At 50.5% G+C, this 22780-nt stretch carries 20 protein-coding genes; 17 read left to right on the top strand and 3 right to left on the bottom strand.

Translation table 11 applies throughout. The annotated features are described in order from the left end of the window. The first annotated feature begins 166 nt into the window (after positions 1 to 166). From JNUCC32_RS07655 to JNUCC32_RS07675, 5 genes are all read left to right on the top strand, one after another. Positions 167 to 1354 (top strand): NAD(P)/FAD-dependent oxidoreductase, encoded by a 1188-nt coding sequence (locus JNUCC32_RS07655; protein WP_192571550.1) that lies wholly within the window; start codon positions 167 to 169, stop codon positions 1352 to 1354. Positions 1355 to 1392: 38 nt separating this feature from the next. Next, positions 1393 to 2253: an RNA polymerase sigma-70 factor gene (locus JNUCC32_RS07660; RefSeq protein ID WP_192571551.1), complete on the top strand. Its 861-nt coding sequence runs from the start codon at positions 1393 to 1395 to the stop codon at positions 2251 to 2253. 250 nt (positions 2254 to 2503) lie between these two features. Continuing rightward, on the top strand, positions 2504 to 4573 hold the full coding sequence (locus tag JNUCC32_RS07665) for a catalase (protein ID WP_192571552.1): 2070 nt from the start codon (positions 2504 to 2506) through the stop codon (positions 4571 to 4573). 253 nt (positions 4574 to 4826) lie between these two features. Further along, a complete protein-coding gene (locus JNUCC32_RS07670; protein WP_096774148.1) occupies positions 4827 to 6113 on the top strand; it encodes a histidine--tRNA ligase in 1287 nt (428 codons plus the stop codon). Positions 6114 to 6293: 180 nt separating this feature from the next. Continuing rightward, positions 6294 to 8081, top strand: coding sequence for an ABC transporter substrate-binding protein (locus tag JNUCC32_RS07675; RefSeq protein ID WP_192571553.1), 1788 nt, complete (start codon positions 6294 to 6296; stop codon positions 8079 to 8081). 414 nt (positions 8082 to 8495) lie between these two features. Here JNUCC32_RS07675 and JNUCC32_RS07680 read toward each other — a convergent pair whose 3' ends face one another. Further along, positions 8496 to 9419, bottom strand: coding sequence for a cation diffusion facilitator family transporter (locus tag JNUCC32_RS07680; RefSeq protein WP_192571554.1), 924 nt, complete (start codon positions 9417 to 9419; stop codon positions 8496 to 8498). A gap of 253 nt (positions 9420 to 9672) precedes the next feature. On the opposite strand from JNUCC32_RS07680, the gene JNUCC32_RS07685 reads away from it, so the two are divergent. Further along, positions 9673 to 10776: a threonine aldolase family protein gene (locus JNUCC32_RS07685; protein ID WP_192571555.1), complete on the top strand. Its 1104-nt coding sequence runs from the start codon at positions 9673 to 9675 to the stop codon at positions 10774 to 10776. Between the two features lie 42 nt (positions 10777 to 10818). On the opposite strand, the gene JNUCC32_RS07690 is transcribed toward JNUCC32_RS07685, so the two are convergent. Both JNUCC32_RS07690 and JNUCC32_RS07695 read right to left on the bottom strand, forming a co-directional pair. Continuing rightward, on the bottom strand, positions 10819 to 11232 hold the full coding sequence (locus JNUCC32_RS07690) for a hypothetical protein (RefSeq protein WP_096774143.1): 414 nt from the start codon (positions 11230 to 11232) through the stop codon (positions 10819 to 10821). Positions 11233 to 11480: 248 nt separating this feature from the next. After that, positions 11481 to 12761, bottom strand: a complete 1281-nt coding sequence (locus tag JNUCC32_RS07695; RefSeq protein ID WP_192571556.1) for an XRE family transcriptional regulator — start codon at positions 12759 to 12761, stop codon at positions 11481 to 11483. 452 nt (positions 12762 to 13213) lie between these two features. Here JNUCC32_RS07695 and JNUCC32_RS07700 point away from each other — a divergent pair, with 452 nt between their 5' ends. The 11 genes from JNUCC32_RS07700 (at position 13214) to JNUCC32_RS07750 (ending at position 22701) form a co-directional block, all read left to right on the top strand. Continuing rightward, entirely contained in the window at positions 13214 to 13996 is a 783-nt protein-coding gene (locus tag JNUCC32_RS07700; RefSeq protein WP_192571557.1) for a TetR/AcrR family transcriptional regulator, read from the top strand. A gap of 26 nt (positions 13997 to 14022) precedes the next feature. Beyond that, positions 14023 to 14769 (top strand): type I methionyl aminopeptidase, encoded by a 747-nt coding sequence (gene map / locus JNUCC32_RS07705; protein ID WP_096774140.1) that lies wholly within the window; start codon positions 14023 to 14025, stop codon positions 14767 to 14769. A 342-nt stretch (positions 14770 to 15111) separates the two neighbouring features. Beyond that, positions 15112 to 15387, top strand: coding sequence for a CD3324 family protein (locus JNUCC32_RS07710; protein WP_015735839.1), 276 nt, complete (start codon positions 15112 to 15114; stop codon positions 15385 to 15387). A gap of 161 nt (positions 15388 to 15548) precedes the next feature. After that, a complete protein-coding gene (locus JNUCC32_RS07715) occupies positions 15549 to 16280 on the top strand; it encodes a class I SAM-dependent methyltransferase (RefSeq protein WP_192572615.1) in 732 nt (243 codons plus the stop codon). A gap of 190 nt (positions 16281 to 16470) precedes the next feature. Then, the gene (locus tag JNUCC32_RS07720) at positions 16471 to 16983 is read left to right on the top strand and encodes a GNAT family N-acetyltransferase (protein WP_096774138.1); all 513 of its coding nucleotides are present in this window, start codon (positions 16471 to 16473) and stop codon (positions 16981 to 16983) included. 51 nt (positions 16984 to 17034) lie between these two features. After that, positions 17035 to 17475, top strand: a complete 441-nt coding sequence (locus JNUCC32_RS07725; protein WP_192571558.1) for a hypothetical protein — start codon at positions 17035 to 17037, stop codon at positions 17473 to 17475. Between the two features lie 84 nt (positions 17476 to 17559). Continuing rightward, the gene (locus JNUCC32_RS07730) at positions 17560 to 17934 is read left to right on the top strand and encodes a VOC family protein (protein WP_192571559.1); all 375 of its coding nucleotides are present in this window, start codon (positions 17560 to 17562) and stop codon (positions 17932 to 17934) included. Positions 17935 to 17964: 30 nt separating this feature from the next. After that, complete coding sequence (locus JNUCC32_RS07735) at positions 17965 to 18591, top strand: histidine phosphatase family protein (protein WP_192571560.1); 627 nt, start codon at positions 17965 to 17967, stop codon at positions 18589 to 18591. A gap of 289 nt (positions 18592 to 18880) precedes the next feature. Then, positions 18881 to 21124 carry a stalk domain-containing protein gene (locus tag JNUCC32_RS07740; RefSeq protein WP_192571561.1) on the top strand — a complete coding sequence of 748 codons (2244 nt, stop codon included), beginning with the start codon at positions 18881 to 18883 and terminating at the stop codon, positions 21122 to 21124. A 357-nt stretch (positions 21125 to 21481) separates the two neighbouring features. Next, complete coding sequence (gene catA, locus JNUCC32_RS07745) at positions 21482 to 22135, top strand: type A chloramphenicol O-acetyltransferase (RefSeq protein WP_192571562.1); 654 nt, start codon at positions 21482 to 21484, stop codon at positions 22133 to 22135. Between the two features lie 236 nt (positions 22136 to 22371). After that, complete coding sequence (locus tag JNUCC32_RS07750) at positions 22372 to 22701, top strand: four-helix bundle copper-binding protein (protein WP_015735831.1); 330 nt, start codon at positions 22372 to 22374, stop codon at positions 22699 to 22701. Positions 22702 to 22780: the final 79 nt, after the last annotated feature.

The raw sequence follows: 22780 nt of genomic DNA on the forward strand, positions 1-22780 counted from the left end.
ATATTGGCATGATTTTAAGGATGAATCGGACAGCAAAGAGAGTATTTATGGGGCTTGCTGATGAAGAGCAGCCGGTTTCCTTAAAAAAGGTTGGCGGTCATGTCACAAAAGCAGCCCCCTCCTCGTGTTATGTGCAAATCGCATAAACCAAAGGAGATGGGTTGTATTGATAAAGGATTTCACATGCGTTGTCGTAGGGGGAGGCTTTGCCGGCATACATGCCCTCAAAGCCATTCATAAAGGCTGCCAGAAAGGGCTGAACGGAAGAAAGCTAAGATTGTTCCTTATCGATCAAGGTTCCGCCCATGTGCGGAAAGTGCTTTTATTCCGCCCTGCCGTAAGTGGGGAAAGCATAACCGTCCCGTGGGAACAGGTCATGCCGGAAGGCACCCGCTTCATACAGGGCAGGGTGACTAACATTGACAAGGAGAGCAAGCTGCTGAACTTGGAAGACGGCAGAGGGCAGGAGCATAGGATGGAGTATGATGTCCTTGTGATGGCGGTTGGAAGCGTCGTGCGCCAGGCAGCACCGGAACAAGGCGGCATATCGCTGACAGGCATGGAAGCGGCGGAACGTATCCGGGAACGCTGGCAGTCCAATCTTAGGCTTGCGGCAGCAGAAACGGATGCGCAGGAGAAGCAGCGGCTGATGAGTATTGCCGTAGCCGGTGCAGGCATTACCGGAATCGAGACGTCGGCCGAGCTGATTTACGCGATGCGGGCTGAGGCGGGTAAGCTCCGTTTAGACCCGGAACATATTCGGGTGCATCTGTTCAATGCTCAGGATCGCTTGTTCCTCGAAGGGTCTGCCAAAGTAGGGAAACGGCTTGAACGATATCTAACCGAGCTTGGCATAGTCCTTCATCAGGGGAGAAGAGCGCTTAAGGAGGAACAGGGGCAGCTTCATTTTCTTGAAGGAGCTCCCATCCCTGTCGGCCTTACGGTGTGGACGCTTGGTCTGGCTCCGAATCCCGCCCTGCTTAACCTGGGGCTGCCCGTGACGGCGGACGGGCAGATCGTTGTGGATGAAAGCTACCGTGTCAAGGATGCGCCGGGAATATACGGCATTGGCGATTGCGCGCATGTGGTCGATCCCGCAAGCGGTGCTGCAGACCGGATGACATGCAAGGAAGCGATTCCGCAAGCGGCGCGGCTTGGCGGCATCGTGCAGGCGGATGTAACCGGAACCCCAGCCGCCAAGCACAGGAGCGTAAATGAAGGGTATACGGTTGGATTGGGACCCGGACACGGCCTGGTGTGGTCCCGTGCCTGGGGAATGGATCTGATGATCACAGGAAAGCTGGCTTACAAGGTCAAATCGTTCATGTGGAATTATTCCAGCATGGTTCGTTAGATATGGGACGATCCTGCTTGAAAGGATGAAAAGACGGTATGTTAGAGCTGTATGAACAGTATAAGGGTCTTCTGTTTCATCTGGCGTATCAAATGACCGGAACGGTTACGGATGCAGAGGATGCGGTACAGGATGTGTTCGTGAAGGTCCAAAGCCTTCCCATCGGACAAATACGGGAGCCCAAAGCCTATTTGTGCAAAATGGTGACGAATCGCTGTCTCGACGAGATCAAGTCAGCCAGAAATCGGAGAGAGCAGTATTTCGGTCCTTGGCTTCCCGAGCCGATTCCGGAATCCTACGGCGAGACCTATGAGACCGTCGAGAACCAAGAGCTGCTCTCTTATGCCATGCTGGTTCTGCTCGAACGGCTGTCTCCCTCGGAGCGGGCCGTATTCGTCCTGCGGGAAGCCCTGGGATTCGATTACCCGGAAATCGCCGGGCTGATCGATAAAACCGAGGCCAACTGCCGCAAGCTCATGAGCAGGGCAAGAGGAAAAATGGGGATCACGGAGGAAGACCTGATTGGCGTAGGGTCCGTTGAGGAGGAATGGGTAAACCGATTCTTCACGGCCCTGTCCGAGGGAAACGCCGAACATGTCCTGTCCCTGCTGGCGGACGATGCCGTCCTTCTGTCCGACGGCGGCGGTAAAGTGATCGCCGCGGCAAGGCCGGTCGAAACCCGGGAGCGGGTTGCCCGTTTTCTCAGCGGCATTCTGCGCCAAGCACTGCTGGAGGATGGTGTTGCGCCGGAGATCGAGGTCAGGGAATTGAACCATCAAACCGGGGTTGTTTTCCGGCAAGCCGGGAACGTAACGGGCGTCGTTTTCTTCAATATCCGGAATGGATTGCTGCAGGATATCTATATCGTGAGAAATCCGGATAAACTGACAGGGATTTAAGCCATTACAGTTTACATTGCGGCCGACCTTTTGAAGAGGGAGGCTGCTTTTTTTATTGGCAAGGGAAAGACGTTGAATGTCCCGGCGCTAAGCCTGCAGCTCGATTGCATGAGCTTTTTATGAAGGTCGCATGAAACTGGATTCGTATTCCATATTGCAGGGTAATTAGATGTCGGGTCCGCAAGCGGACCTGTTACCAAGGGAAACACTTGTCAGAGACTCATCTACTACATACCAGGAGGTTCCGATCATGGACAATTCAAATTCCAATTCGAATGTCAACAACAGCAACAACAAGACGAGCAAGGACCAACAGCTGGAACAATTTACGGTAGACAATGACGGGAAGAACTTGACCACGAACCAGGGGCTTACGGTCTCTGAGGACGAGCATTCGCTTAAGGCCGGCGAACGCGGTCCGACGTTAATGGAGGACTTCCATTTCAGAGAGAAAATGACGCATTTCGACCATGAGCGAATTCCTGAGCGCATTGTGCATGCCCGCGGTTTTGGAGCCCATGGTTATTTTCAGTTATATGAATCGATGAAAGATTATACCAAAGCCAAATTCCTGCAGGATCCTTCCGTCGTGACGCCCGTATTTGTCCGGTTCTCGACGGTGGCGGGTTCCAGGGGCTCAGCCGATACCGTGCGGGACGTGCGCGGTTTCGCAACTAAATTTTATACGGAAGAGGGCAATTATGATCTGGTTGGCAACAACATGCCTGTATTCTTCGTACAGGATGCGATGAAGTTTCCCGATTTCGTTCACGCGGTAAAGCCCGAGCCCCATAACGAGATTCCGCAGGCGCAGTCCGCTCACGATACGTTCTGGGATTTTGTAGCTAACAACACGGAAAGCGCGCACATGGTGATGTGGGCGATGTCCGACCGTTCGCTTCCGCGAAGCTTCCGAATGATGGAGGGCTTCGGCGTGCATACCTTCCGTTTCGTGAACGAGGAAGGAAAAGCGCATTTTGTGAAATTCCACTGGAAGCCCGTGCTGGGCACTCATTCTCTCGTGTGGGACGAAACGCAGAAGCTGGCAGGTAAGGATCCCGACTTTAACCGCCGCGACCTATGGGATGCCATCGACACGGGGAACTATCCGGAATTCGAATTTGGCGTTCAAATGATCGGGGAGGACGAGGAATTCAATTTTGATTTTGATATCCTCGATCCGACGAAGATATGGCCGGAAGAGATCATTCCGGTCAGAATCATCGGAAAAATGACGCTTAATCGCAATACGGATAATTTCTTTGCGGAGACGGAACAGATTGCATTCCATCCGGGTCATGTCGTGCCCGGCATCGATTTTACCAATGATCCGCTGCTGCAGGGACGTCTGTTCTCCTATACCGATACGCAACTGTCCCGTCTGGGCGGGCCGAATTTCCATGAAATTCCGATCAATCGTCCGATTGCGCCGGTTCATAACAACCAACGGGACGGGATGCACCGCATGACCATCAATAAGGGGCCGGTCAGCTATCATAAGAACGGCATTGCGGGCAACACGCCCAAGCCCGTTCCAGCCGAACGAGGCGGCTACGAGCATTATACCGAGAAGGTAGAGGGTCGCAAGGTGCAAGCCCGAAGCGACAGCTTCAAGGATCACTTCAGCCAGGCGGCTTTGTTCTGGAACAGCATGTCCGAGGTGGAGAAGCAGCATATCGTATCCGCATTCCAGTTCGAGCTTGGCAAAGTGCAGCGGAAGGAGATCCGCCAGCAGATCGTCGACCTGTTTGCAAATGTGGACAGCGAACTCGCGACAAGAATTTCGGAAGGGTTAGGAACCATTCCTCCCCAAACCAGCGGCTCCGCTTCCAAAGACTCCTCTCCGGCTCTCAGCATGATGAACACCGTGAAGCTCCCGTTAACGCGCAAGGTAGCTGTGCTTGCAGGCAATGGATTCACGGACGAGCTTCCGTTCGTGCTTGCGCAGCTTCAGCAAGCCGGCATCATCACCGAAGTGGTTAGCCCGAAGCTTGGCGTCATTACAGGCAAATCCGGCGGAGAACTGGAAGTGAAACATTCGCTCCTGGGGGCGGATTCCGTGTTATTCGACGCGGTGCTTGTGGCGGGCGGGGCGCTAAGCGTGTCAGAGCTCCTGACGGAGCAGAAGGTGCTGGACTTCATCAAGGAAGCTTATCAGCATTTCAAACCGATCGCGGCCATCGCCGAAGGAATGAATCTGCTTCCGGCGGCGAGCGGTGAAGGGATCGTGGTCGCTCAAGAGAATGAGGATTCGAAGCTGTTCGGCCAAGCCTTCATTGATGCGATTGCGGCACATCGCCATTGGTCCCGAACCATCTAAGAGGAATTGCCCTTGAATATATAGATCAGCTGCGCTATAATTCCCCTTAATCAATGGCTCAAAGTGAAGGGGATTATGACATGAACAGCATCAAATCGAATCAACTTCATCATCACAAGCAGCGTTAGCACGCCTGTAAATCTACAGGGCGGGCTAACGCTGTTCGCGTTGGCCTCCCTGCCGCATACCAAGCGCGCGGGACCATGAGGTCCGGCGCGTTTTTTATTTTCTCGGAACGAAAGGATGAGCAGCGATGCAGAACGTAAAAGGGACATATGATTATTTTGGACAGGAACAGGCTGTAAGGAGAAAGGTGCAATCGACGCTACGCGAAGTGTTTGAATGTTACGATTTCGCGGAGATGGAGTCAACCATCCTGAATGAATTGGAGCTGCTGTCTTCCAAGTATGCTGGAGGAGAAGAAATACTCAAGGAGATGTATCATCTGACGGATCAGGGAGCGCGACAGCTGGGGTTGCGCTACGACCTGACGATACCGTTCGCCAAGGTGATCGCGCTGAACCCAGGCATCAGCCAGCCATTCAAGCGATATGAGATGGGGAAGGTATTTCGGGACGGCCCCGTCAAAAGGGGCAGATTGCGGGAGTTTCTGCAGTGCGACGTCGATGTGGTGGGGGTTGCGGGTCCGGAAGCGGAAGCGGAGCTGATGCAGCTCGCAGCCGAGGTGTTCCGAAGACTTGAAATTCCGATCGTCCTCAGGTGGAACAATCGTGGCTTTCTGGGTGAACTCCTGGGAGCTATGGGTGTACCGGCCGACCTAAGTTCATCCGTCATGTTGACACTGGATAAGCTGGACAAGATCGGGAGGGAAGGGGTTCGGAAAGAGCTCGCGGATAAGGTGATTGATCCGGAAATTTGCCGCAGCGTCCTGAGTTTCGTGGATCTCAAGGAACCGACGTTCGAGCAGATTACCAGAACATACAACCTGGAGCCGGGGCGGGGCGCGCGCGAAGTTCAAATCCTGCAAAGCCTGCTGCAGCGTGTCGGTTTGCAGGACGTCTGCGTATTTGATCCGTTTCTTTCCCGGGGGTTGTCGTTTTACACGGGAACCGTTTACGAAATTTACGACGCGTCCCATGCTTTTCGATCAAGCCTGGGCGGCGGCGGCAGATATGACGCGATCATCGGGCAGCTTGTTGGACGGGAAGATATGGCATATCCGACGGTAGGGCTTTCGTTCGGCATGGAATCCATCATGGAGATGCTTCGGGACCGGGTGGTTGAAACGAACAGGCCACACGTTGTGGTCATCCCGATAGGAGAAGCTGTCCCGGAAGGATTGATGGCTGCTGCGGCACTTCGGAATCGCGGGATTCGTACCCGATTGGCTACCCAGCGGCGCAAATTGAAAAAGACCTTAGCCTCAGCTTCGGCGGAAGGCATCCCTTATGCCATTCTGATCGGCGAAGATGAAGCGGCGGCCGGCGTGCTTCGATTGAAGAACATGTCCGACGGCATGGAGCTTACATTAAAATTGAAGGAAGCGGAGGAGTTCATAAGCCGGAACTTGATGGCTTGATATGAAACGAAGGGCTTCTGTGATGTAACAAGGATGTGCAGTTTAAGGCTAACGGTTTAGGGGGAATGGAGCCGTTCTTTTTTGAATATAATGGATTTCTACCGAAAAGGTACTCGCGCTCGAAACGATCTCCAAGTAGAATAAACGTATTGGATATTACCAAGGGGGGAGCGGATCGCAATGCTGTACGAACAATTTTTCATGCTGCACCGGAAGCTTGCTGTTAACGCTCCAGTCCATACCGCTACGGAAGTGACGCTTGAGCAGATTGCCGACACGCTTTATTGCACGTCGCGCAACGCGAAGCTCGTTTTGCGCAAGCTCGAAGAGAAGGGCTGGATTCTGTGGAAAGCCGGACGCGGGCGAGGAAACCGGTCCAAGCTGACCTTTCAAGCGGATCAAGCAGAGCTGCTTCAGGAAGCGGCACAGCAGCTCGCGGAAAAAGGGGAATACAAGCAAGCCTTTGAGCTGCTTCGTACCTACGGACAAGGCATTCGGACCAACGACTCCTACGTGGAGTGGATGAACGGGCATTTTGGCTTTTGCAAGGAGATGAAGGAAGGGGAGGAAGAAGCCAGGGACTCGCTGCGGCTGCCGGTTTATCGGCTGATCGAAACCTTGGACCCCGCCGAGTGCTATTACAGTTTTCAAGCTCATATGATCCAGCAAATATTCGATCGATTGGTGGTATACGATAAAGCAAAGGATCAATACATGCCTGTGATTGCGCATCATTGGGAGAGCAGCGAGGATGGAACGAGCTGGACGTTTCATCTTCGTAAAGGGATTCTGTTCCATGACGGCAAGGAATTAACGGCAGAGGACGTGAAATTCACGGTGGAGCGCTTGGGTCAGGATCGACGGAATGCTTGGATCGTGCGAGAACTTCACAGCGTAGAGGCGGTGTCGCCCCGCGAGGTCCATTTTATCCTGAATAAGCCGAATCGGATTTTCATCCGGTTTCTCAGTTCCATATGCATGTCCATCGTGCCTAAACATCTGCTGATTCAGGATGAAGAACAGTTCTGGAGGCTTCCTGTCGGAACGGGGCCCTTTCAGGTGGAGGAATGGACCGAGGAAAGGCTGACCATTCATGCGAATGCCCACTATTATCAAGGGCGGCCGCATTTGGACAGCATCCAAATCATTATGATGCCGGAAGATGCCGAGCACTGCAACGTCAGTTGGGAGCGGCTGCTGCAGGATTCGGAGCAATTCGGTCATGGCGGCGACCATCATGCTGTGGATATCATAGAATCCTCCGAAGGCTGCACGACTTTGATTACATGGAATATGAAAAAACAGGGGCCGTTTCAATCCGTCGAATTTCGCCGCGCATTCAATCTGATCCTGAACCGTTCGGAGATGATCCGGGAGCTGGGCGACAATCGTCTTTATCCGGCCAGAGGGTTCATTATGGATGAACAAGCGCCTTACCGCAAAGACCGTTATGATCCCGAGTTCGCCAAGTCGCTGTTGAGGCAGTCGGGTTACGACGGTTCCCCCGTCATCATGGCAACGCTGGCCAATCATATCAAGGATGCCGAATGGATCCAGAATCAGTGTGCTTCCGTTGGGATTTCATTGATGATCCGGGAGATACGTATGGATACCATGCTGCATCCCGACGTGGTGAATAGTATGGACTGCATTTTGCACGGCCTAGTTCTTCCGGGCGAAGAAGTATGCATCATCGAGAATTACGAGCAGGAGGGCAGCATTGTCAAAGAGTTCCTGGATCCGTCCCTGCAGGATTGGGTAAAAGAATGCATCGATGACGCGCTTGCCAGCGAACGGTGCGAGGAGCGGTTGAGCATTTTATCGAACATCGAGGAGAGGCTGCGGGAAGAAGCGCATGTATCATTCCTGATTCATACGAGATTCTTCGCAAGTTTGCATCCTTCTTACAAGGGAGTCGTCATTAATAATCTGGGATGGCTGGATTTTAAGCAGATCTGGCGGGCGTGATTCCCGTAAAAAAGAGCAAGCGCGTACAACCGCGCTTGCTCTTTTGGCTTATAAGGATTTTGAATGGGTTTTTCGTGATCTCCGCTTTCGAAAGAACCCGTAAAGCTTATCGATAAGTCGACGATTCCTCGCATTTGACTCCGATTCACCAACGCCGATCTCATCATGAATAATGAATCTTCCTTGACGATCCAGTTCGTCCCAATGTGCTTGCCGATATTCATTTAGCTTCTCCAGCGTATATATATCGTTATTCATGGCAACCTCCCTATCAGACATTCAGGATTTCGCGGTAACTTACGTAGAATGTCTTGATAGTCTCATTATGGAGGTCAACCGAGCTTGTAAAAAGTGTAAACCTCGGCAGCCGGATTTCCCCTTTTCATGAACGGAAGGACTACCGCAGGAACCAGATCACACTTTATATTCTTTATGAGCGATGGCGCTGTTCTCAATCTGGATGGTTGAATGCTCAATGTGGAATCGACTTTCCAGAAGATCAATCGCTTGTTGAAGGATCTCATAACCAGTCACGTCATCTTTCACGACAAGATGGCAGCTCAAGGAGTCGAAATTGGACGTAATCGTCCAAATATGGAGATCATGGATGCCCGTGACTCCCGGAATGGACAGCAGGGATTTCGTTACCTCATCAGGGTTAATCGCTGCAGGTGCACCCTCCATCAGGATATGAACGGTATTCTGTATAATTCTCCAGGCGCTTTTCAGGATCAGGATCGAAACCAGAATGGAAATCATAGGATCTGCAATATACCATCCAAATGCAATCATGAGAATCCCGGCGACAATAGCACCTACGGAGCCAAGCGCATCGCCGATGACATGGAGGTAGGCGCTTCGCAGGTTCACATTGTTCTTCACGTCGCCCATCCGCATCAAGGACCATGCACTCAAAAGATTAGCCAACAAGCCGATGGATGCAATGAGCATCATGCTGCCGCTGGCAACGGCCGGCGGGTCATCAAAGCGTTGAATCGCCTCCCAGACGATAAAGCCGGCGATGACAAACAGGGCGACGCCATTCAATAGTGCTGCCAGTATTTCGAAACGGTAAAAGCCGTAGGTCTTGTTCGGCGATGAGGGCCTTGCGGCAAACCATAAAGCGACCAGACTGAGCAGCAAAGCGCTGGCATCGCTTAGCATATGGCCGGAATCGGATAACAGGGCCAGACTGTTGGTAAGCAAGCCTCCCACAAATTCTAGAATCATAATGCCGAGCGTGATGATCAGGGCGATGGCAAGACCTTTCTTATTCCCTGAGCGGGCGTGATCATGGTGACTGTGGTCATGACCGTGCTGGTGGTTGTGATGGTGCATAATCGAAAACTCCCTTCAGATAAACCCTAAGAATGTTGAACGAATGATTCAAAAAAGCCAATTAAATTTTAATATGAACATATGCTCATATACAATGTTATTTCAGACTGCTCCTGTTGTCAAGTTTTTCCGAAAAGTTAGGTCATCCAAATTATTTTTCACTTGCTCATTTATCTAGTATGCTTAAAGGGTGGTTCATTCAATGTAAAGAGAATAGGCTCAAAATCGATGGAACAAGGGGAGTTATTGCGACATGGGAGAACAGCGGAAATCGCTTGGCGAGGCTTACGGCGAAACAGCATACCCATTGATTGGCCATAGCCGCAGGAATGTTGAAGTTCTGCTCGAGGCATTTCGCAGCGCGGATGGGTCGCAGATGGGGGATACATACGGCAAGGGCGCCATCATCGAAGAGTTTCAGACGCGAATGGCAGAGGTTCTGGGTAAGGAATCGGCGGTATTCTTTCCCAGCGGAACGATGGCGCAGCAGATTGCTTTGCGGATCTGGTGCGATGATGCGGATCTGAAGCGAGTGGCGTATCACCCGCTTTGCCATTTGGAGATTCACGAGGAGGACGGGCTTAAAGAGCTGCATCATATCGAGCCGATTCTGCTTGGCGATCAGGAGCGTTTGATTACGCTTGAGGACGTGCTGGGTTTGGATCGTGACATTGCATGTCTGCTTCTGGAATTGCCGCAGCGTGAAATCGGAGGGCAGCTGCCTGATTACGCGGAGTTGGAGGCCATTTCGGCCTATTGCCGTACTCAAGGCATCAAGCTGCATCTGGACGGGGCAAGATTGTTCGAGATTACACCGTATTATCAGAAAACGGCTGCAGAAATCTGTGCTCTTTTTGACAGCGTGTATGTATCTTTCTATAAAGGCATCGGCGGGATTGCCGGCGCCATTCTGGCCGGCGGGACCGATTTCACGGCAAAGTCCAAAGTGTGGAAGAGACGGCATGGCGGCGATCTGGTCAGTCTTTACCCGTATATTATCAGCTCATATTATTATTATGCGGAAAGAATAGGCAGCATGGGCCGGTATTACGAAGAAGCCAAAGAGCTAGCAGCGATGTTCGGCCAGTGCCGAGGCGTGAAGACGAAGCCTGCCGTGCCCGTATCGAATATGTTCCATGTGTACTTTGAAATGGACAAGGAACAGCTGGAACCGATCCTGATTGATGTGTACCGTGCGACGGGGGTCGGATTGGTCGCTTATCTGAACGAGGCAGGGGAAGATCAGTGTTACTCGGAAGTCAACATCGGGGAGAGGTACGGCAAGACGCCAAAAGAGAGCATTCACGAAGCCTTCCGAATGTTGAACGAAAAATTGCAGGAAGCTGCAGGCATATAACAACAAAAAGGACCTGATTCAGGTCCTTTTTACGTGGCGCATTCAGCTTATCAGCCCCATATAGACCAGTTCCGATGGATTGGCTGGATGCTGAGCGAGGCCGATGGTATCACCGGCTCTCGGAATTTGCAGTTTCGATACGAGCGTTTCCAGCGTTTTGGTATATTGCTTTCCTCCGTTCTCGGTGACATCCAGTTCTAGGATGACGACGGGATCGAAATTGATCAGCTTTCCGGTATCCCGTATGGATCGTACGTTGGCGGTCGCCGTTAACGAAAGGGCGCCTGTCGCTGCCATCTGTGCCTGTTTCGCTTGCTCCAGACTTTGATTGATGGCGTGTCGATGTTCTTTCGGCACTAAACCCTTCATCATCATACCCGTCAAACCTTTGTTCATCATTTGATCTGCTTTCTCCAGCGCATCCTGCGGACTTTTCTTTTTGCTAAACCATCCCATAATCGAGCACCTCGCTTAGATGAATTATTTATAATTCAATGTTAGCCTCGGTGAGCTGTGGCGACAATGGTTTCGCAAGGAAACAAAACTTCGGGCAATATGATGGGATGAACCTCATCGTTTCGGAAAAACTTTTGCGGTATTCATAGGGTTCAATCAAGTTGATTCGGTTGCAAAGCCAATGAACGGTAAGTCATGATGAAAGTTTTGCGAATGAAGTTGGTCGTTTCGACCTTCTAACGCATGAATTATTTGTTTCGAAGCAGGTAGACCAGCTTTTTATAATAGACGGTCGACTCCTTGTACTTCCTTGATTCCTCCGATACGGCCGCCAATGCTTCATATAAGGATTCTAGTCGCATGGTGAGCTGAGCGGATTCGTAATACGGCAGGCATTTCAGGGCATATTCCATAAATTCTTCATGGTGTCCATGAGCCAAGGCGAGCTGGCATTGATAAAAAAATGCGGACATCTCTTGATCCGTTGTCAGCTCCAACGATTGGAACTCTTGCATGTACTGGGTTAATAGCCCCCATTGCTTTTGAGCCGCAGCCGACTCGCAGCGGTAAATCAATAGGATCGGACGGAATTGCTCCCGTACCTCCGCCGATTCCCGTTCGAGAAGTTCCGCAAAGCGCCGGATTTCTTCCTCCGCTTTTTCATGCTCTCCCTGCATCGTCAGCATGATGATCCGGTTGTTCATGATGGTGGATAACATATTCCCCTGGTTTACCGCATACACCAGATTGGCTTCCGCCATCGACAGGGTGACTAGCGCTTCCTGATACAATCCCATCGAGTAACAATAACCGCTGTAAGCGATGTACAGATCGGTCAAGCGGTGAAATAGCCGTTCTTCATAAACCCGTCGCATCGTTCCTTCAAACACCTGCTTGGCCTGGTCGTATAACTTCAAAAAAATGCTGGCCTCCATCTTGAAGTTTTGCGTGGTCAGCCATAAATCGGTCCCTTCCCGCACATATTCGCTTAACCGGTTCGCGTGGCTTAAAGCCTCATGATAACGGTTCTTGGACCGGTAGAATTGGATTTTGTAGAAAAGCATCGCTTTTTTCGCAGGCAGCGGGAGCTCGGCTTCATCGGGGCGCCCATACTTCTCGAGGTAAAAATTCAGATAGTTCTGGTGCAGGTAATCATGGGATACCGCATCATTCACTTGTTGGTAATAAACGGCTTTCATCAAAGCTACGGTGAGCTCCACCGTTAAACAGTCATGGCGATCCGGAAGATCGTGGATACGCTCTTCTGATAGAAGCGAAGCCGCTTGGGAAAGCTCTTCAAAAATGCGATTTGCGGTCTCCAGCGTATCTTGATCGGTGTTACCTGCCTTCACCAAGTAGGAAGGAGACACTTGAAGGCGCTGCGCCAGATGCCCGGCAAGGTCTTCGGGCAATGGATATCGTTCGGCAAGGATGTTCGCAAAGTGGGCAGTGGTCACGAATCCTTCAACCAGCTCTTTGCGGGATATTCCTTTCTTCTTGCACAAGTAGTCAATACGTTCTTTTAGCACGGTACAGGCTCCTTAATCATTGAATGGTTGGGAAGAGTATACCATGCTCGGTGTCCGCCGGCCGGAATGAACGTTTAAAAGAGGAGAAAGGTCCTAGTATTAAGATTCTGAAATAAAACGTGCTTTAGCCTCAGCCTGGGGATTAGCTGGATTTCCGGCCCGAAACGATCAATCGGTGCTTGGCCGGAAGAGTGTATGCGGGTGCGTAAAAGAGGGGAAATATCTAATGGTTGTTGGTGACCATGATTTGAGTTTTGGAACCGATTAAGGCCATGAGAAACGTTAGCGCAGCAATGTTCTAAACAGGTCCGCGCGTTTAAGGTTAACCTGTGGTCAAGCACCGATTTCTAGGCTGAACCGCAAATCCTCCAGCTATACTCTTGTTATTCGCAAGCTGATGTTTTATATTGACATAAGAGTAGGTCAAAAAACAAAAGAGGTGAACGGACGAGATGACTCCACGGACGAAGGAACAAAACGAAGAGATCCGGCTGCGGCGTCTGGCGCAAATCCGTAAAGCCGCTGCCGATGTGTTTTTGAATAAAGGGCCTTTACTGGAAATCCGCGATGTGGCTGCGCAGGCGGAACTCGGCTATGGAACGGTATACCATTATTACAGCAATAAGGGCGATTTGCTTCACGATCTGCTGTGGGACGCATTGGAGCGGGCCGGGAAATGGCTGGAGGTCCCGCTGAATGTCCCTCCGAAGGTCTCGCCGGATGCTCAACGGGAGGTCCCGCCAGAGATCCCGCGCGCATCTGCTTCGGGAGAGGCGCCTGTGGGCTGGCCTTTCGGCTTGGCTGCGGCGGCTGACATCGGCAATTCGGCTGCCGCGGATCCCCGCAGCGCAAGCCTCGAAACGGCTGCTGCCGCTGAGCTTGGCCCCGTCGCCGCCGCCGGCGTCCGGCTGCTGCAGCTTTGGGCGGAGGATCACGCCCTATTCCTGCTGCATAAGCTGGCCGGTGAGGGCTTTGCCGCGCTGCCTGAAGCGCGCTCGGCCCCGCTTACGACCGCCTTTCGCCGAGAGGTGCTTGTGCCGCTTGCCGCGCTGCTGGAAACCGGGCGGGCGGCGAACGAGGCTGCCGCTTCCGGCGCAAACGCGGCGGAGCCGCCGTATCGGCTGCAGCGCGCGGAAATGCTGCTGGCCGCCTTGGTCGGCTGCGCCTCGCTCTCGCTTCGCCGCGGAAAGCTGCACGAGGAGGCCATGGATATCGTGCGGTTTTTAAAACTATAGAGCTGATAAGGAGCGAATAAACATAGATGATCATTTTAAAATCACCTAAGGAAATCGAAGAGATGAAGCCGGCGAGCCAAATCGTTGCGGACTGCTACCGCGAGGTGGCCAAACTGATCGAGCCCGGGATCACCACCCGGGAGATCAATGACTTTGTTGCCAGACACATCACCAAGCTGGGCGGCAAGCAGTTTACGAAAGGGTACAACGGTTTCCCCGCCGAAACCTGCACATCGGTCAACGATGTGGTGGCCCACGGCATTCCTTCGAACCGGGCGCTGATGGATGGGGACCTGCTGAAGCTCGACATCGTCGTGGAATACGGCGGATGGTTCGGCGATTCGTGCTGGTGCTATCCAGTGGGCAATATCCGGCCGGAGGCGCGAAACATAATGAAGGTGGCAAAGGAATGCCTGGATCTGGGGATCGCCCGGGCACTCCCCGGGGGCCGGCTTGGCGATATAACGTCGGCGATTCAACAGCATGCGGAAGCGAACGGGTTCTCGGTCGTGCGCGATCTGCTGGCGCACGGGATCGGACGGAGCCTGCACGAGGAGCCGAACTACGAGCATGTCGGCGTAGCCGGCAAAGGCATTCGGTTAAAGGAAGGCATGGTGTTTACGATTGAACCGATGATCAACGAAGGTACGTTCCGCATCACGATCGACGACGATCAGTGGACGGCGAGAACGGCCGACGGCAAGCTGTCGGCGCAATATGAGCATACGATCGCTATCACGAAGGATGGACCTCTGATTTTAACGGCCCAGTAAGCTTTTTTACATTCGTTTGTCTACTAGGTTGCTGGGTAGGTGTGGGATCGGGAGAACTCGTCATCTCGTTATTCGAACCTGACACAAAGGAAATCGAATTTGTTACAATAGAGGGAAGCGAACGAACTTTGTATCATCCAATCGGGCGAGGTGAAAATGATGATGGCTCACGTTAGGAGCACGACCGTTCAAGTGGTTAAATCAGGCTCCGGGCAAAGCTGCACGGAAATAACGGGCAGAGAAATTGTTCGGAGCCTACTTCCAACATGAATTAGCCGCTGTTATATTTGTGCAGGCTTTGCTCACTATTTACACGATTCCATGTAGATAGGGGCAAGGGGTATGAAATACGAAAAAGCACAACATATTTTGCCGGAACACGTAATCAAAACCATTCAGCAGTATATTGATGGAAGTTATATTTATATTCCCAGAAAGTCGGAGAACCGCAAGGGCTGGGGAGAACAAACCGGAGCCAAGCGAGATCTGGACGAGCGGAATCGGAACATTTTCAAGTGTCATATGAAGGGTGATTCCATTCGTACCTTGTCTGAACGTTATTATTTAACGGAGCAATCGATACGAAGAATTATTCGGGCCGAACGAAGGAAAAGTTAGAATGCAGCGATATTTGAAGGATCGGTGGCGATCTTCAGATATCGCTTTTTTATGGGTGTTTGATCCTGTTTAAGGCAGAAACAAACATAAACTTGAGAACCACGCATGAAGAAAGTAAGTTTAGGAGAGATATTCTAGACGAAGGAAGTGCTATAACGGTGATGACGCAAAACATTTATGATGATGAAGGATTCTTTCAGGGTTACAGCCAATTAAGTCGTTCCGTTCATGGCTTGGACGGCGCTCCCGAGTGGGAGACGCTGCGATCGATGCTGCCGGATCTGAGCGGTGCCAGCGTTCTTGATTTAGGCTGCGGGTTCGGCTGGTTCAGCCGATGGGCGAGGGAGCATGGCGGCGCCGAGAAAGTGATCGGAGTTGACGTGTCCGAGAATATGCTGGAACGGGGGAAGGCCGAAACGCAGGACTCCAACATTAGCTATATCAAAGCGGATCTGGAGACGTTGGAGCTGGATTCTGAAAAGTATGATCTGGTGTATAGCTCGCTCGCTTTTCATTATATTGAAAACTTGCAGGGCCTCTTAAAGGAAGTGCACCGTTCACTTAAGCCCGGCGGAAGCCTGGTATGCTCCGTCGAGCATCCGATATACACGGCTTCAAGCCGTCCCGAATGGATTCAGCATCCCAGCGGGCATCAAACTTGGCCGGTTGATCATTACCAGCAAGAAGGACCGCGTACAACGAATTGGCTTGCCGAAGGCGTAATTAAGCAGCATCGGACGATGGGCACCTATCTCAATATGTTGATCGGGCTTGGCTTTACCATAACTCATGTTGAGGACTGGGGTCCTTCTGAGGCACAATTGGCGGCACATCCCGAATGGGAGGAAGAAGGTCACCGTCCGATGTTTATGCTGATGTCGGCCAGAAAGTAGCAGAGACCGAGTTTTTTGCTTAGCAACAGGGTTATTTGTGGTAAAAATCGGGCAGCGGCCGGGACATTCGTCTTGGCCGTTTTGATTTCATGCATCAATTGCTTCGGAATGATTTACCAAGTTAAGGAAAAGCATTAAAATAGAGGCTGACGGTACTCACCATACCAATACATAACAGCGAGGTAACCCTATGGACATTACATTGAAAGTTTTGGATAACGCAGACCTTAAACGTATTTGGAAAGATGCATTTGAACAGCAAAAAATACAACGCTCGGATGAGTATTATGATCGTTGTGAATTTGAAAACCAAATCGGCATACGCATCACGTTGTTGGCTTTTGTACAGGGTGAGCTGGCCGGCGTATCGCATTTGAAATATGAGTCGGCTTATCCGTATTTTCGGGATCAGAACATTCCGGAAATCAATGATCTGAACGTGTTTCCCGAGTATCGAAAAAACGGGATCGCCAATCGGATCATAGAAGAATTCGAGATCATCGTGAGCAAGAAACTGCCGCGTATCGGCATCGGGGTGGGATTATACAGGGACTATGGAGCGGCTCAAAGAATCTATGTACGGCGCGGTTATATTCCGGACGGCAACGGGATCATGTACAACAACGAACCTGTGGTGCCGGGCGACATGGTATGCGCGGATGATGATCTGAATTTGTATTTGATTAAAGAGCTGATTTCATAAAGCGGCCTGCCGCATATCGGTTACAGTTGAATGCGTGCAAGGAGAGTGGATATGAACTTCATCATTCGATTAAATATGGCGGCTGCTTTGTATGCGCTGTTCCCTTTTGCCGGGATTGAACTGATGGTCAACGTGTACCGGATTGGCAGATTGACAGGGTGGGACCTGGATCACGTGAATGCGCTGACCTTAGTCTATTGCGTTGCTGGATTCATTCTGTCGGGTTGGGGGGTTCCGAAGCTGGTCCGATATTGGTTAAACGGTCGCAAAGCAAGTTTTTTTGCTCTAATTTTATGGATTCCCTATTTCATGATGCTGGTTTACATTACGGCTGCATGGTTCCCGATCACGAATCCGGCCGACAAACCCAGCCCTGTAACAGGACTCATTGCCATAGCGGGATTGGCGCTTTACCCATTCTACTTAGCGATTCTTCATCTGTTTGGCATTGCGTCAATTTCTGTGGAACCGGGAGAAGATCCGGTCACATGAGCGATCCGGGATATACGGGAAATGAAGGATAAGCAGTTTAGTCGTTATGAAGAGGGCTAGAACAGGAGATAAGGAGATAGAACCATGGGTACAGGGTTTTCCCATTGCCTGCAAATCTTTCCGACATCTGATATCAAGAGGACAAGTCAGTTTTATGAAGAAATCGGGTTCCGTGCCGTGAACTATCTTGATGCAGACGAACCGCATGTGTGCTTATACAGGGATTCCATTGAAATCGTATTAACGATGACAGACGTGGAGGTCGTGCCGAATCGAATCCGTTACGGTTACGGGTACGATGCCTATTTTGTTGCGTATGGACTACAAGAGATCGAGCAGGAGCTCATGGAATTGAACGTGAAGATTGTCAGACCGTTAACCATAACGGATTATAACAATCATGAGCTTGTGTTTGAGGATGTGGACGGGCGCTGGATCGCCGTTGGCAACAAACAATAATCACTGAAGGATGTAAGTGAGGGACTGCATATGGTTGAAATTCTAGTCGTCAGACATGGACAGTCGGAAGCGGATATTCTGAATCGGTGTGAAGGATGGGCGGATTATGCTTTAACAGACCTCGGTCAACAGCAAGCACGACTGCTGGCGGATTGGATTCATCATGCATATGCGTTGGATGCGATTTTTTCCAGCACGCTTCAGCGGGCCAAGCAGACCGCTATCATGATCGCCGAAACGACAAAAGTACCCGTTACCTATGATCCTGATTTGATGGAGCAAAATAATGGGGTTATCGCGGGTATGTTAAGGGAAGAGGCATTGATAAAGTACCCTCTGCCCCTGGGCGGAAGGAAGCGGCATGATGCCATTAAAGGCGGAGAATCTGAAGTGCAGCTCAGAGCAAGGGCCAAGCAATTCATGTCCAAGCTGTTTACTACCTTCGATAACGAACCCGAGTTGAAAAGCGTCTGCATTGTTTCTCACGGCGGGATGATCTCGATGTTATTTCGGAGCTTCTTGAATCTTCCTTATCATACCGACATTCATGTCCCGACAGGAGATACGGGTCTTCATCTGTGGAAATATGACCCGGCAAGCGGGAGAAAGGTTATTGCGGCTACGAATTTGCAGGAGCATTTGAACGTCGAACAATGAGCTCGGTTGATTACAATGCCTATATTGTATATTCCAAAATGATGATGAATCGGAACCTTAGGAAGGTTAATGGATTTATGAAATCTAGGAACATTTATATGAATTCTATCGTGTGACCAATAAGTCCCGTTTCAGCGTTGATGCTGTTTCGGGATTTTTTATAGGTTTTTAACAAAGTTCTACATCATCTTAAATATTATTCGCAGTTCAGAGAAACTTTTTTACCAAAATTTACGTCTAATAGTATGACCTCATTAAAATATCAAAAAGGATTAGAAGGAGTTATGGAATGAAACTGAAGAAACGATCATTGCTAACCGTATTGGCTGTTGCCCAATTGGCCGCAGCTTATCCGGCGAGCGCGGATGCCAATGCCGCAGACCAAACGCAACCGTCAGTCACCCAAGAAGTGTATGAGCAAAATTCAGCGGCAACGAAATCACTAAAATCCGGGGGTACAAACGCTTCAGGCGCTGCTCAAGAGACATCCGATACGACAGAGACAGAAGGAACTCAAGCGCCGGATGAAGCAGGAACCACTGAAACAGGTACAACCGAAACAGGAACGACCGAAGTGCCGGTGGAGGAGTCCGGTGAAGTCCAAGATCCGGGAACGACTACGGTAGGGCAGGATAACCAGAATAACACGCCATCCGTGACGGGCAAGGAACTTATTCTTTATTTTAATAGCACGAAGATGGTTCAAGACGGCGTTACCTACAATGCACCGCAGCCGATGCAAGTCAAGAAGGGAGTATCCTATGTTCCCATCCGTGCCCTTGTGGATCGTGTAGGCTTCAAGGTCACTTACGATAAGAAGACCAAAGAAACGATTATCACTAAAGGAAGCAATGAGCTCCGCTTCAAAACGGACAGCAGCAAGTATACCGTCAACGGCGTAACCAAAACTATGAAAGGCACCTCTTACCAAACCAAGAGCACCTTCATGGTTCCGCTGACAGCCATCACGCAAGCGCTGGACATTCAATATAAAGTGGACAATGTTGGCAAGCGCGTCATCATGAGTCTGGAAAGCAAGCCGGTTGCCAAGTTTACGGTAGGACCTAAAGAGATCTTTGCAGGGCAGACTACAGTTACCTATACACCTCAGGTTGAGAATGTACAAGGTGAAATCATCGACGAGCGTTGGGAAGGCAAGCAAGATATATTTGATGCGCCAGGTCAATACATAGTCACTTACTCGGTTCAGGATTCGACGGGAGCTTGGAGTGAACCATACAGCCAAACGATTACGGTCGTTCAGCCGAACCTTCCGCCTGTAGCCATGTTCGAGACCGACAAGATGGAATATAAAATGGGCGAGCTGATCACCTATACGGATCAAAGCTACGACGACCAAGATAAGAACGAGGACCTGACGTACAAGTGGGAGAACAAAGAGTATGCCTTCTTCTCGCCTGGCGTGTATACCATCAAGTTGACCGTCACCGATAAGAAGGGACTTAGCTCCTCCTACGAGACGACCATCAACGTAACGAACGAGACGTTGTATGAGCAAGACGACTTCAATATGCTGTTCATTCCGGAAGGAGAGAAATTCTCGTTCCTCGGCAATGTCACTTCGCGTCCGAAGATCAATTATGATTTTTACGACGAGCCAAGCACGCTGATCCGCAGTAACAGCCCGGAAACCGTAAACAGCGAGGGCATCGTGTATCAAGAGACAGCGGTAGGCGACATGCGCTTCATGATTCACCACGTGAACAATCTGAACAAAAACGTGAAGATGTACGTGATTGCAACTAACAAGAACAGTACCCCGGTAACGCTCAGACAAGATTACCTGGGATTTGCAGGTCCATCGCCGATCGCGACGGCAGCAGGCAAAAAGTCCGTGCTGAATTATTTCCAATCCATGCAGGACGATTCGAAGCGAACTTCCGTAACGCTTGCACCTGGCGAACAGAAGCTGGTCATGACGGAGCTGAGCGAGATTCGAATGAAGCAGGGGCATGTCATTTCCCTGTACTCGGATATGTATAGCGACCTGCCGATCCAGTTCGACGTCGTAATGATTGACGAAAAATCCGATCCGTTGAAGGTGCTGAGCACGCTGCCGATCCTGGATCGCGATGGCGTTCATAACCGCGGCACCTATCCGGATTCGACGCGGATCATCCGTTATTCCGAGCTGGTGGGGGCAGAATCCCAGCGTCTCGTTCTTGGAGACAACCAGGATGACCCTAACCTGCAAGGCATGGATCCAATGGTTGGCGACATTACGCACAATACCGGCAACTTCGGGGTCCTGTATAAAATCACGCTGGATCGCGTAGCGCCGAATACCCTGATCTCGTTTAACCCGCGGGGCGGCAAGTACTCGGGTTATGCCATGATGAACGGAACGATCGTACCGATTTATTCCTTGGGCCAGGTATCCCCAGGAGAGCAAGCGGTTCTCTACCGTACAGGCGATTTTGAGCAAAAGGTTGAAATCATGCTGACGGCTGCGCCGGGAAGCAATTTGCCGGTAAACCTGCTGTTTACCCAATTGCCGGAAGTGATTCATTAAGATTGGAAGGATAAAGGCTTTGCGACTTGAGCTTCTGCTTGAGGAGCGAAGCCTTTTCTTTAGAGCGTATCCCGTCGACGAGACGCGCTGAGTTGAGTTCAAAGGTACATAAGCAGGCGGGAGCATGGATTGTCATTCTCTATTTTTTAAGAGCGTGATGATTTATAATAGGGACACAACACAATATGAGCGTTCAACACGGCCTTTTTCTATGATAGCGTGAAAGTCATACGGGATTTTAGATGTAATCGTTGAGCTTGCTGACGGATATATAAAACTTTGGAGTGATGGCTTGTGGTTAAAGCGGTGGATGTACCCTCCTGAAATAGAACGATTTTATTTTAGGAGGGCAAATAAATGAATTTCCATACCATTGATATCGAGCGGTGGAACAGACTCCCTTATTTCGAGCATTACACAAACGTAAATCAATGCACCTACAGCATGACTGTCGACACGGATATCACGCTGTTGCTTCAAGCACTGAAGATTCGGGGGTATAAGCTTTACCCGGCTTTTATTTACATGGTGACCCGGGTTGTCAATGAACGCGCAGAATTCAAAACCTCGTATAGCCCAGAGGGACAACTGGGGTACTGGGATTCCATGACGCCAAGTTATACTTTTTTTCACAAGGATGATCATACCTTCTCCAGCTTATGGACTGAATTTGCGAACGATTTTGATCGATTCCATGATCTATATGAGCAGGACATGGAACGTTATCGGGATGTCAAAGGGATCTTCGTTAAGGAGAATCCACCGCCCAATACGTTTCCCATATCCATGATCCCCTGGGCAAGGTTTAGCGGGTTCAACCTGAATATTGCCCATGATAAAGAATATTTGCTGCCGATCATCACGGGCGGCAAATACGCCGAGCAGGGAGGGCGCATGCTGCTGCCGGTTTCAATGCAGGTGCACCATGCGGTGTGTGATGGTTACCATGCCAGCATGTTCTTTCAAGCTTTGCAAAAAATGGCGGATTCCTGTGAGGACTGGCTAAAATAATGGGATGTTCGATGAATGCCCAACTCGAACGGGAAATGGTGCATTCATGGCATCATGAAAAAGGAGAGACGGCTGCTGCGCAGTCGTCTTTTTTTATCTAATCTAGTCACACCTTTAAGCTCGACAACTCGATGCTCCAAAAAATCCTCATAGAATCTTCACAAGTTTTGGTTAATAACATACAACCTTGGTACAAGGTAATCCTATAATTGCTAAGACCGAAAGGAGAATGTTGTATGTCACACGAATCATTTCAAAAATGCATCGAGGAATGCTTGCGCTGTATGGTAGCTTGTAACCATTGTTACACCGCATGTTTGGAGGAACAGGATGTTGCGATGATGAAGGAATGCATACGATTGGATCGACAGTGTGCGGATATATGTAATTTTGCGGCTCAGGCCATGTCCACGAACAGCATGTATGCCAGAGAAATATGCAGGATCTGTGCCGATGTTTGTGAAGCTTGCGGAAACGAGTGCAAGAAGCATGATGCTAAGCACTGTCAGGAATGTGCGGAAGCCTGCTTCAGATGTGCGAAGGCATGCCGGGAGATGGCAGCTTAAGCAGGGGAACGATCGAGCAGTTGGACGATGCGGAGGCTCGCTATATGCTGGAATGGTCCTATAATTGGATACATGTAGA

It is taken from the genome of Paenibacillus sp. JNUCC32, from assembly GCF_014863545.1.
GTDB lineage: Bacteria > Bacillota > Bacilli > Paenibacillales > Paenibacillaceae > Paenibacillus_AQ > Paenibacillus_AQ lautus_A.